Annotated in this window: 12 protein-coding genes; 2 read left to right on the forward strand and 10 right to left on the reverse strand. The window is 67.3% G+C overall.

Annotation, left to right across the window (positions count from 1 at the left end):
• From AYB31_RS20795 to AYB31_RS20840, 10 genes are all read right to left on the reverse strand, one after another.
• Window positions 1-437: acyl-CoA dehydrogenase family protein (locus tag AYB31_RS20795; RefSeq protein ID WP_161489396.1), on the reverse strand; the 437-nt coding region annotated here is incomplete at its 3' end.
• A gap of 275 nt (window positions 438-712) precedes the next feature.
• Complete coding sequence (locus tag AYB31_RS20800) at window positions 713-1,879, reverse strand: acyl-CoA dehydrogenase (protein WP_068830918.1); 1,167 nt, start codon at window positions 1,877-1,879, stop codon at window positions 713-715.
• A 12-nt stretch (window positions 1,880-1,891) separates the two neighbouring features.
• Complete coding sequence (locus AYB31_RS20805) at window positions 1,892-2,650, reverse strand: enoyl-CoA hydratase family protein (protein WP_068830919.1); 759 nt, start codon at window positions 2,648-2,650, stop codon at window positions 1,892-1,894.
• Window positions 2,650-3,756: an NAD(P)H-dependent flavin oxidoreductase gene (locus AYB31_RS20810; protein ID WP_068830920.1), complete on the reverse strand. Its 1,107-nt coding sequence runs from the start codon at window positions 3,754-3,756 to the stop codon at window positions 2,650-2,652. Before AYB31_RS20810 ends, AYB31_RS20805 begins: the two co-directional genes overlap by 1 nt.
• Window positions 3,756-4,619, reverse strand: a complete 864-nt coding sequence (locus AYB31_RS20815) for an enoyl-CoA hydratase (RefSeq protein ID WP_068830921.1) — start codon at window positions 4,617-4,619, stop codon at window positions 3,756-3,758. Before AYB31_RS20815 ends, AYB31_RS20810 begins: the two co-directional genes overlap by 1 nt.
• On the reverse strand, window positions 4,616-5,422 hold the full coding sequence (locus tag AYB31_RS20820; protein WP_068830922.1) for a CoA-transferase subunit beta: 807 nt from the start codon (window positions 5,420-5,422) through the stop codon (window positions 4,616-4,618). The genes AYB31_RS20815 and AYB31_RS20820 overlap by 4 nt, the downstream gene beginning before the upstream one ends.
• 9 nt (window positions 5,423-5,431) lie before the next feature.
• Window positions 5,432-6,313, reverse strand: a complete 882-nt coding sequence (locus tag AYB31_RS20825) for a CoA transferase subunit A (RefSeq protein WP_068830926.1) — start codon at window positions 6,311-6,313, stop codon at window positions 5,432-5,434.
• Between the two features lie 10 nt (window positions 6,314-6,323).
• Complete coding sequence (locus AYB31_RS20830) at window positions 6,324-7,214, reverse strand: VOC family protein (RefSeq protein WP_068830923.1); 891 nt, start codon at window positions 7,212-7,214, stop codon at window positions 6,324-6,326.
• A gap of 315 nt (window positions 7,215-7,529) precedes the next feature.
• Window positions 7,530-8,666 (reverse strand): LLM class flavin-dependent oxidoreductase, encoded by a 1,137-nt coding sequence (locus tag AYB31_RS20835; protein WP_068830924.1) that lies wholly within the window; start codon window positions 8,664-8,666, stop codon window positions 7,530-7,532.
• 290 nt (window positions 8,667-8,956) lie between these two features.
• Window positions 8,957-10,141 carry a flavin-dependent monooxygenase gene (locus AYB31_RS20840; protein ID WP_068830927.1) on the reverse strand — a complete coding sequence of 395 codons (1,185 nt, stop codon included), beginning with the start codon at window positions 10,139-10,141 and terminating at the stop codon, window positions 8,957-8,959.
• A gap of 210 nt (window positions 10,142-10,351) precedes the next feature.
• Between AYB31_RS20840 and AYB31_RS20845 the strand changes: the two genes are divergently transcribed.
• Both AYB31_RS20845 and AYB31_RS20850 read left to right on the forward strand, forming a co-directional pair.
• Window positions 10,352-10,861, forward strand: coding sequence for a flavin reductase family protein (locus AYB31_RS20845; RefSeq protein ID WP_068830925.1), 510 nt, complete (start codon window positions 10,352-10,354; stop codon window positions 10,859-10,861).
• A 9-nt stretch (window positions 10,862-10,870) separates the two neighbouring features.
• On the forward strand, window positions 10,871-11,606 hold a 736-nt coding region (locus tag AYB31_RS20850), incomplete at its 3' end, for an FAD-dependent oxidoreductase (RefSeq protein WP_153020778.1).

Below are 11,606 nucleotides of genomic sequence, written 5' to 3' on the forward strand. Positions count from 1 at the left end.
TGGGCCAGCAACAGCAGGTCGGCGATATGCGCGTCGGCCACCAGTGCCGCGCCAGGTTCGCCCACCGCCAGGCGCGCCTCGCCGGCGGCGACCCGCGCCAGCCAGGTATCGCGCAGCTCGGCGTGGGCGGCGGCCAGCGCGGCCAGCAGTGGCACACCGACCAGCGCTGTATCCACCAGCGGTTCGGGCAGGCCGGCGTAGCCGGCTTCCTGGGCGATCAGCACGAAATCCAGAGGACTCAGGCCCATGCCGCCCTGCGCTTCCGGCACGCAGAAGGCCGGCAGGCCCAACTCGACCAGCTCGCCCCAGAGCTGGTCGCACCGGCCGCTGTCGCGCTGCCACAACTCGCGGATGCGCTCGGGGGTCACCTCGTTGGTGAAGTAGTTGCGCACGCTGGCCTGAAACTGCAGCTGGTCTTCGCTAAAGCTGAAATTCATGAGAGAACCTACCTGTCAATCAAACATGTCTGCGTTGCTGCCACAAAACGCGCCAGGCAAGGCGCGGGATGCAGGCAATGGTGATCCCTTGGCAAATCCCGCAACACGGCATGGCGCGTTTTGTGGCGCAACCCGAAGGGACGGGGCCATTTGTTCGCATGGCTGCGTTGCTCGTCGTTCATTTGGAATAACCAAACTTCTCTCCTCGTGCCTTGCCATGCGAACAAATGGCCTCCGTCGCAGGCATGTTTGATTGGCAGGTAGGTTCTGCCTCCTCAGGCGCGCGGCATGCCGAGCATGCGTTCGGCGATGATGTTGCGTTGAATTTCGTTGGTACCGGCGTAGATCGGACCGGCCTGGGCGAACAGAAAGCCGTCCAGCCAGCGCCCGACTTCACCGGCATGCGGCGCATGCGGCTGCAGCTCGGCGCGCGCGCCGAGGATCGACAGCGCGGTGGCGTGCATGCGCTGGTCCAGCTCGGACCAGAAGATCTTGTTGGTCGACGACTCCGGGCCGATCTTCTCGCCACGCGCCAGACGCGAGGCGGTCTGGTAGGTCACCTGGGTGTAGGCCTCGGCGTCCATCCAGGCGCGCATCACCGCGTCACCGACACAGGGATCGCGATCGGCCTCGGCACGATTGGCCTGGTACAGCTCGACCAGGCGCCGCGCGGTTTCCTGGAAGCGCGCCGGAGAACGCAGCAGCAGGCCGCGCTCGAAGCCGGCGGTGGACATCGCCACATGCCAGCCCATGCCCTCGCCACCGAGGGCGTTGGCCACCGGCACGCGCACGTCGTCGAAGAATATCTCGGCGAAGCCCGGCAGACCGTCGAGCTGCGGGATTGGCCGCACGGTGATGCCCGGGCTGTTCAGCGGCACCAGGATGAAGGTCAGGCCATGGTGGCGGCTGGAGTTGGGGTCGGTGCGGAAGATGCAGAAGGCCCAGTCGGCCCACACCGCACGGGTCGACCAGGTCTTCTGGCCATTGAGTACATAGTGGTCGCCGTCGCGGGTAGCCTTGGCGCGGATCGCCGCCAGGTCGGAACCGGCACCCGGCTCCGACCAGCCCTGTGCCCAGATATCCTCGCCGGTGGCCATCTTCGGCAGAAAACGCGCCTTCTGCTCGTCGCTGCCGTACTCCATCAGGGTCGGGCCGAGCAGGAAGATGCCGTTCTGGTTGACCCGCAGCGGCGCGCCGGCACGGTAGTACTCTTCCTCGAAGATCAGCCACTCGATCAGGTCGCAGCCGCGCCCGCCGAGCGCGGTTGGCCAGGTCACCATGCCCCAGCGGCCCTCGTTGAGCTTGGCCTCCCAGGCGCGGTGCTGGGCGAAGCCCTCGGCGGTGTCGAAGGAGGCCAGCGGCGTGGCCGGCACATTGGCCTCAAGCCAGGCGCGCGCCTCGGCGCGCAGGGCTTGCTGGGCGGGGGTATAGGTCAGGTCCATGGGCGCCTCCATTCAACCGTTGAACTGCGCCGAGCGCTTCTCGACGAAGGCATCGCGCGCTTCCTGGGAGTCCGCCACGCGGTAGGCTTCCAGGGTGAAGCCCTGCTCCCAGCGGTATTTGTCTTCGAGGTTGCCGTCCTCGATGCCGGTCAGCGCCTCCTTGGCCAGGCCGATCATGGCCGGGCTCTTGGCGGCGATCTTACGGGCGATCTCCAGGGCCGCGTCGCGCAGCTCGGCGCGCGGTACCACGCGCTCGATGGCGCCCAGGCGATAGGCCTCGGCGGCATCAATCATCTCGCCGGTGAAGTACATGTGGCGCACCTTCTGCACCGGGAACAGGCGCTGCAGGTGGGCGCCGCCGCCCATCGCGCCGCGATCCACCTCGGGCACACCGAAGCGCGCGCAGTCGCTGGCCACCAGGATGTCGGCGGCGCCGCTGAGGCCGATGCCGCCACCGAGGACGAAGCCGTGCACGGCGAGGATCACCGGCTTGGGATTGCGGTGTACCGCCTTGAAGCTGTCGTAGTTGCCCTTGTTCACCGCAACGATGCGCTCGGGGTGATTGGCCAGTTCCTTGATGTCGACGCCGGCGCAGAAGCCGCGACCCTCGGCGCGCACGACGATGACGCGCACCTCGGCATCGGCGCCGAGGCGCTCCAGCTCGGCGGCGATGGCGGCCCAGCCGTGGCTGTCGAAGGCGTTGACCGGCGGATGGTCGAACACCAGCTCGGCGATGCCGTCCTGCAGGTGGGTGTGAAATGGCTGGCTCATCAGTGTTCCCCCATGACCGCAGCGGGTCGTTGTGCGCTGGCCGCCGCGCGCTGGCCGAGCTCGACCAGGCAGCGTTCGGCCTGGGTGACTATGGATTCGATCAGTTCGGCGCAGCCCGGCAGCGCGTCGATGCTGGCGGCGATCTGCCCGGCCGGCAGCACGCCCTCGGCGGGCAGGCCGTCGACCATGGCCTTCTGGATCACCATGGGCGCGTTGGCCGCCATTAGCGTCTGCGCCGCCGTCAGGCCATCGCCGCCGCGCATCTTCAGGGCGCTGCCCAGCAGCTGACCGAGGCTGGCGCCGCTGTGCTGGCGGTAAGCCAGGGCGCAGCGCAGTGCCAGCAGCAGGCGCGCCAGACCGCCGGAGCGTTCCAGGCGGTCGAGCAGTTCGTTGCGGATCATGCGCTGCGGCATGCCGTCGATGGCGCGGCTGACGATCACCGCCGCCGGGTCGCGTACCTGCAGATAGCGCTGCAAAGTGGCGGCCGGCACCGGGCTGTCGGCGCTCATCAGAAAGCGCGTGCCCATGGCAATGCCCGACGCGCCCAGGGCTAGGGCAGCGATCAGGCCGCGACCGTCCTTGAAGCCGCCGGCGGCAACCACCGGCACATCAACGGCTTCGACCACCTGGCCGAGCAGGATCGCGGTCGGCACCGAGCCGGTGTGACCACCACCCTCGCCGCCCTGCACGGTGACCACGTCGGCGCCCATCTCCACGGCCTTGACCGCGTGCTTGAGGGCGCCGACCGTGGGCATGCAGACCACCCCGGCATCCTTCAGCCGAGCGACCATGGCCTTGCCCGGCGAACGGCTGTAGCTGACCGCGCGCACCCGGTGCTTGAGCACCAGCTCGACGATCTCGCCGGCGTTGGCCTGATACATGTGGAAGTTGACGCCGAACGGCGCATCGGTCAGACGCCGGGTTTCGAGGATCGCCGCCTCCATCAGGTGCGGCTCGATGGTCGCCCCGGCGAGGAAGCCGAAGCCGCCGGCATTGCCGGTGGCAGCCACCAGTTTCGCGTCGGCGACCCAGCCCATGGCGGTCTGCACGATAGGGTAGCGGCAGCCGAGCAAGGCGGTCAGGCGGGTGTCCAGGGGGCCGTTCATCAGCTCTGCCCCTTGCGCTGCGAGGCGGCCATGGCCTTGGCGTCGTAGCCGCCCAGGCGGTCGCCGCTGACCAGTTCATTGTGCGCGTGGGCAAAGTGGTGCAAGCCGAACACCATGTCCATGGTGGCGCGCTTGCCCATCAGGTCCTCGGCGTTGTTCACCGCCTGCTTGGCCAGCGCCAGACCCAGGCGCGGCATCTGCGCGATGCGCCGGGCCAGGTCCAGGGTCACGTCCTCCAGCACGTCGCGCGGCACCACCTTGTTGACCATGCCCATCTGCCGGGCACGCTCGGCAGGCATGGCTTCGCCGAGGAAGAGGAATTCCTTGGCGATGCGCGGATTGAGTTCGTGCACGTGGGCGAAGTACTCGACGCCGGGAATGCCCATGCGCACCACCGGATCGCGGAAGTAGGCGTCCTCGCTGGCGACGATCAGGTCGCAGACCCAGGCCAGCATCAGGCCGCCGGCGATGCAGGCACCCTGGACCATGGCGATGGTCGGCTTGGGCATCTCGCGCCAACGCCGGCACATGCCGAGGTAGACCTCCTGCTCACGGGCATAGAGGAACTCGCCGCCGGGCTTGTTCACATGGTCGTACCACAGGTGCTTGCGCTCGAAGCTCTGCTCGACATCGCGCCCCGGAGTGCCGATGTCGTGGCCGGCGGAGAAGTGCTTGCCGGCGCCGCGCAGGACGATGACCTTGACCGCGTCGTCGTCCACTGCACGGCGGAAGGCGACGTCCAGCGCATAGGTCATCTTCGAGTTCTGCGCGTTGTGGTACTCGGGACGGTGCATGGTCACCAGGGCGATGCCGTCCCGGACCTCGTACAGCACCACCTCGTCGAGGGCTTCGGCCTGGCTCATGCGCGAGCCTCCTGGCGTACGCCGGGCGGGTTGTCCTTGAGCTGGGCGGCGCGCAGGTTGTGCGGGTCGAGCTGCTGGATCAGCATCAGCTGCTCCACGCTCGGCGCGGCAGTCACCGGCACCTCGGACGGTATGTGCAGTGGGAAGCCGGTGTTGTCGAGCACCTCGGCCAGGCTCACCCCCGGGTGCAGCGAACGCAGGCGAACCTGGTGCTGCGGGCCCTGGAAGTCGAGCACGCAGAGGTCGCTGACGATCAGGCGGATATCGATGTCATCCAGGCGCCAGCCCCGCGCCAGGCGCGCCGGGTTGTAGCCGACCGAGGCGACCATGTCGACTTCGCCCTCGACGAACACACGGCGGTTGTGGCTGGGCACGAAGAAGGAGTTGGCGTGGCTGATCGAGTTGCCGGGGAAGCCGCGCACGCCGAGCATCTGCACCTTGGGCTTGCGGTACTCGCCACCGACGCAGGAGATGTTGGCCTGGCCGAAGCGGTCGATCTGGGTCGGGCCGACCAGCGCGTGGCGCTTGCCGCCCCAGACGTTGTCGAAGATGCGCGAGAAGCCCATCCAGCTGTCGAATTTCGGCTGGTAGCCGTTACGCGCACCGAGTGGCACCGGCTCGCCGACCATGAAGGCCTCGGAGTCGGTCATCAGCAGGGCCGGGTTGCTGCTCAGCATGCTCAGCGAGGCGGCCAGGCGCGGGATCACGCCGATGCCGGTGGCGAGTACCTCGCCGTCATCGCGCCAGGCCTCGGAAGCGGCGCAGATCAGCAGCTCGGCCAGGCTGTAGGAAGTGGCGGTCATGTGGACTCCTCAGAACACCGGCAGCGGAAGTTGGCGAATCGCGTCCAGGCCGCCGACGCGGGCCAGGTACTCGGCCTCGCCGCAGTCGATGTAGCGCTCGCGGTACTGCTGCCAGCCGTCGGCCTGACTGGCCGAGGCGTTGTAGGCCTTGAAGTGCGCCACGTCGAAGCCGTACAGCGGCGCGCAGGAAGACGGATGGGCGCCGCCCGGCAGGTGCACCACGGCGCAGGTCAGGTTGCGCTCCCAGAACACCTGGCGACTGGCCTCGGGGTGGGCATGGAACCAGGCGCTGTCGACCAGTTCGTCGCAGCTGACGTAGGTCTTGTCGGCGGCGCGAGCGAACAGGTCGTCCATGTAGTGGTCGGGCCCGGCGATCTGGCAGACGCCACGGGCGTCGGCGCGGTCGACATGCAGCAGCGCGGCGTCCAGCTTGAGCGCCGGCATCGCCAGCCAGTCGCGGTCGTCGGCATAGGGCGAGGCGACCAGCTTGATCTCGGGGTTATGGGTCAGCACGTCGGTGCCCAGGCCCACGGCGGTGGGAATGAAGGGCACGTTCATCGCCGCCGCCTTGAGGCCGAGCAGCAGCATGCCTTCGTCAATTTCCATGATTTCCAGGGCGCCGTTTTGCCGGGCCTGGCGGAAATAGGGTTCGAGCGGGATGAAGTCCAGCGAGACGAAGGCGAACACCAGCTTCCTGACCTTGCCGGCGGCGCACAGCATGCCGACATCGGCACCGCCATAAGCGACCACCGTGAGGTCCTTGAGCTCGGAACGAAGAATCTCGCGGATCAGCGCCATCGGCTTGCGCCGCGGGCCCCAGCCGCCGATGCCGATGGTCATGCCGTCGCGCAGCTGGCCGACGATCTCGGCCGCAGTCTTGCGTTTGTCCATGCTCATGCCCTCACTGCCGGCCGACGCTGAAATCGTGGCCCCAGTGGCTGACCACGGTGCTCTCGAAGGGGGTGTGGCGCTGCCAGTCCATGACCTTGCCGCCGCAGCCGTACTCCAGGTCGAAGCCGCCGGGGGTCTGCATGTAGAAGCTGGTCATCTCGTCGTTGACGTGGCGACCGAGGGTGGCCGACAGCTTGACGCCCTGGGCGTGCATGCGATCGAGGGCGCGGCCGACGTCGTCGAGCTGCTGCACTTCCACCATCAGGTGCACGCAGCCGGACGGGATCGGGCACTCGAACAGGGCCAGCGAGTGATGGCGGGCGTTGCCGCAGTGGAGGAAGTGGATGCGCTTCTCCGGCTCAGCCGGATCGGGAGTGAAGCGCACCTTCATCAGGTCGGACAGGCCGAAGCCCAGCACGTCGCGGTAGAAGGCCAGGCAGCTGTCGAAGTTCGGCGCCGGCAGCACCGCATGGCCCATGCCCAGCTCGCCGGTAATGAAACCGCTGACCCCGGCCGGCGAGACGAAGGGCGCGAAGTCCATGCGCGGGCCCCAGAACAGCTCATGGCGATTGCCGTGCGGGTCACTGAAGCAGGCCAGTGCCTGCACCTGGCGCTGACCGGCCTCGGCGGCGCTGGCGCGGCGCACCTGCACATCGGCCTGCTGCAACTCGGCGATGGCCTGCTCGAAGGCCGCCTCGCCTGCCACTTCCCAGCCGCAGGCGCCATAGCCGTCGCGCTCGGCGCGCTCGATCAGCAGGCGATAGGGCCGCTCGTCCATCTTCAGCAGCAGGGCATCGCCCTGCTCGACCGCCATCATGCCCAGCACGTCGGTCGCGTAGCGCCGCCACTGCTCAAGGTCGGTCGAGAGTACGGTCACGTACCCCAGGCCACGGATATCCATGCTTGCCTCCTCATAGTCCGTCCACCGCCACGGCAGATGCCGGAGCGGGCTATGGGAGGGGATTTAATCGGCTCGGCAGGCGAGCAACATCGTCCAATGGGACTAGCGAGAAAGGCTGGTTTGCCAGGCTGCCCGGCAGATGCGGAGCCCTCATCCCAGCTGCGCAGGCAAAAAAACAAAAAACCCTGATGTCACCAGGGACATCAGGGTTCGACAGATCTGGCTTTGCCAACTGCGGAGGGCATCGCCATCAGGCTGCGCTTTCTTGCGCAAGCCACGTAGCGATGGGCCCGAGGGCCCATCGTGGTGACACGCTCAGCTGCCTTTCTTCTGCTGGTCGCGGAAGTAGGGAATCACCTTCTCGCCGATGTTCTTCAGCGTTTCCAGCTGCGCCCACTGCGGCACGGTGCCCATCTGGCAGATGAACAGGATCTCGTCGGCGCCGGCGTCGATCAGGCGCTGCACGTAGCCGATGCAATCGTTGACCGTACCGTAGGCATGGTTGGGGTTGAGCATGGCCATGGTCGGGTCGGAGAAGTCGACGGTGACGGTCTCCGAAGCGAAGTTGGACTTGATGATGTCCTGGCCGCTGCCGTCGTGCACCACGTCCTCGGTCCACTGCGCCGGGTCCGGACGGGCGCCGCCGCCGTACCAGTAGCCAAGCGACTCCATGAAGTAGCGCTGGCCGCGGATGCCGATCTTGCGTGCGGTTTCGTTGTCGTCGAGGACGATGGCCGGGCACAGCGCGGCGATATGACGATTGGGGCGGAAGCCGACCTGATCCTTCTCATCCCGCTTGTCCCAGGCCTCGTGGTACACGGCGACCTTCTTGGCGATCTCATCCGGGCCGCCGAAGCCCAGCACCAGGGCACCCATACCACGCCCGCCGGCACGCTGCAGGCTCTCGGTGTTGGTGCAGGCCAGGTACATCGGCGGGTGCGGGTCCTGGTAGGGCTTGGGATGGATCGGCCGCTTGGGGATCTGCACGAAGTCGCCGTGATGCTCGATCTCGTCCTGCACGAACATCTTCGGGATCAGGTACATGGCCTCGTCGATCTGCGGCTGCAGGGTCGTCAGGTCGTAGCCGAAGGTGCCGGCCTCCTGCTGGGTGCCGCCCTTGCCCACGCCGAAGTGCACACGGCCCTTGGACAGCAGGTCGAGGGTGGCGATGCGCTCGGCCACCTTGACCGGATGGTTCATCGCTGGCGGCAGGCAGACCACGCCGTGGCCGATACCGATGCGTTCGGTCTTGCCGGCGACGAAGGCCAGCATGGTTTCCGGCGCGGACATGTGCGAGTAGTTGGTCAGCGCGGTGTGCTCGACGCACCAGAAGGTGTCGAAGCCGAGCTGGTCGGCCAGCACGGCCTGCTCGACGGTTTCATCGAAGATGCGACGGTCGCCTTCGCGGCTGGCGTCGACCGTCTGGGCCTCGTAGATCAGGGAAAATTTCATGATGGTTCCTTGTACTTGTAAGGGGTCTTTCGGCGACCGCTTCGCGCGCCTTGCCCGCATGGTCGGAGATCACCCGCCCCCTCGAATCCCGCAAACGGACTACTCGCTATGGGCGAGCAGCCCGCCGCCGCTTCAGAACCTGCTCACGCTCTCGCGAGCTAGAGAAAAACAAGGCGAACGAGGCTGAGAAACGGACTGGGCTCGCACTCGAGTTTGCATGTGGCAAATGAGCATTCCGAAGCCACGTTCAACGCAGTTTTTCCGACGCGCAGCAGATCGTGAGCGGGTTCTCAGAGGAAGAAGTCGGTGCTGTCCAACCCCATGCTCACGCCGCCCAGGTTCCAGGCGTACTTGGCCGGGTTGTTGGCGACGTGGGCTCGGCCGGTGTGGATGTCACGGAAGGCGCGGTTGATCGGGTGGCTCTTGAAGATGGTCGAGGCGCCGCTGTTGAACATCAGCTCGCCCGCGGCCTTGGCACACTTGTCCGGCACCAGGGCCGAGTCGTAGCGCATCTTCACCCGCTCGCTCATCTGCAACGGCTGGCCCTCGCGGGCGCGCTGCATCATCAGGTCGAAGTTGCGCAGCAGCAGGGTGCGGCATTCATCGACGCTGACCATGGCATTGGCCAGCGCACTCTGCGCGGCCGGGTCCTGGCCCATCTTGCGCCCGTCGTTGACCCCGACCCGCGCGCGGTTGTGCTCGACGAACAGGTCGATGGCACCCTGCAGCGCACCGATGGCCGCCGAGGACACGGCGCGCACGAAGATCTGGCCGAACGGCAGGCGGAACAACGGCGCGGTGTTCACCGCATTGCCCGGGCTGTTCTGCATGAAGCCATCCACCGACCTATGGGTGCGGTAGTCGGGCACGAAGGCATCCTCCACCACCACATCGTGCGAGCCGGTGGCCTCCAGGCCCATGACATTCCAGTTGTCCTCGATACGGTAATCGCTGCGCGGCACCAGGAAGGTACGGTAGTCCGGCGCGCCGCCCGGTTCGGCCGGCGGCACCAGGGCGCCGAGGAAGGCCCACTGGCAGTGTTTGCTGCCGCTGGAGAAGCCCCAGCGGCCGGACAGGCGGAAGCCGCCCTCGACCGGAGTGACCTTGCCCACCGGCATGTAGGAGGAGGAGATCAGCACGCCGGAATCCTCACCCCACACGTCCTGCGCGGCGCGGTCGTCGAACAGCGCCAGCTGCCAGTTGTGAATGGCCACCACACCAAGAACCCAGGCCGAGGACATGCAGCCTTCGGCGAGGGTCATCTGCACCTCGAAGAAATCCCGCGGCTCCAGTTCGTAGCCTTCCCAGCGCGCCGGCTGGAGGATGCGGAAGAAACCGGCGTCGTGGAAATCGCGAATGGTCTGCTCCGGCAGCTGGCCATTGTGCGCCGCCTCGGCGGCACGTTCGCGCAGGACAGGCACCAGCTCGCGCGCGCGTTGGCGCAGACGCTGGCGGATCAGGTCTTGGTCGAGCATCTTGTTGTTCTCCTGTGGACGGGGCGACATCCGCCCGTGCCCGCATTCAAACAACGCCTCCTGCGCTCGACATCCTACAAACGGACCATACCCGCCCTGTTGCAATCACCCCGGCAACACAATCGACTGCCCTAGTCCCCTCGGACGATGTTGCCCCTGGCGCCGGGCGCAAGAATTCATCGCACTGCCAGACACCCAGAGGGTCGTGCGATGAACGACAACCAGTTGAAGAACGAAATGCTCCAGGCCATGCGCCGCCTGGCCAAGTCGGTGACCATCATCACCACCAGCAACGGTCAGGAGCGCTTCGCCATGTCGGCCACGGCGGTCGACTCGCTGTCCACCGAACCGCCATCACTGCTGATCTGCGTAAACCAGACCGCCTCGCTGCACGCGGTGCTGGACGCAGGCGCGGACTTCTGCGTGAACATCCTCGGCCTGCAGCAGGAAGAGCTGTCGCACCTGTGCAGCGGCCCGATCAAGGGCGAGGCGCGCTTCCAGCGCGGTGACTGGCGGCAGAGCGAGGACGGTATTCCGTACCTGGCCGACGCCCAGTCGGCGATTCTCTGCCGCCAGGACGGCAAGTTCAGCTACGGCACCCACAGCATCTTCATCGGCCGCATCCACCAGATCCACAACAGTGCGGAAATTACCCCGCTGGTCTACCTGGATGGCGCCTACACCACCACCGCCGCGGCGCCGCTGGCGGCCGCCGGCTGAGGCCCCGGCATGGACGGCGTCCAGGCATTGCCGGCGTTGCGCACCAGCAGCGCCACCCAACTCGACTGGCATGAGCGCTGCGAACTGCTGGTGGTCGGCTTCGGTGCCGCTGGCGCCAGCGCCGCCATCGAAGCCGCCGAGCGCGGCCTCAAGGTGCTGGCCCTCGACCGTTTCGCCGGTGGCGGTGCCAGCGCACTGAGCGGCGGCGTGGTGTATGCCGGCGGCGGTACGCCGTACCAGCAGCAGGCCGGCTATCAGGACAGCCCCGAGGCGATGCATGCCTACCTGCGCCAGGAAGTCGGCGATGCGGTGAGCGAAGCCACCCTGCTCGACTTCTGCCAGCGCAGCCGCGAGCAGCTGGCCTGGCTGGAGCGCCAGGGCGTGGCCTTCGAGGCCAGTGTGCCGCCACACAAGACCTCCTATCCCAGCGACCAGTACTACCTCTACTACTCCGGCAACGAAGCCGTTCCGGACTACGCCCGCGTCGCCAAGCCGGCGCCGCGCGGGCATCGTGCCAAGGGCCAGGGCATGTCCGGTGCCGCGCTGTATGCCGCCCTGCACGCCAGCGCTCTGGCTGCCGGCGTACGCCTGCACGGTCAATGCGAGGTACGCCGCCTGGTGCTGGATGCCCGCGAGCGGGTGATCGGCGTCGAGGCCTGGCAGTTGCCGGCCGACACGGCACCGGCTCGCCGGCACGCGCGGCTGTCGCGCTGGGCCCAGGCGCTGCACATGTACAGCCCAGCCC

Origin of the sequence: Pseudomonas sp. BMS12 (assembly GCF_001592875.1) — a bacterium.
Taxonomy (GTDB): Bacteria; Pseudomonadota; Gammaproteobacteria; order Pseudomonadales; family Pseudomonadaceae; genus Aquipseudomonas.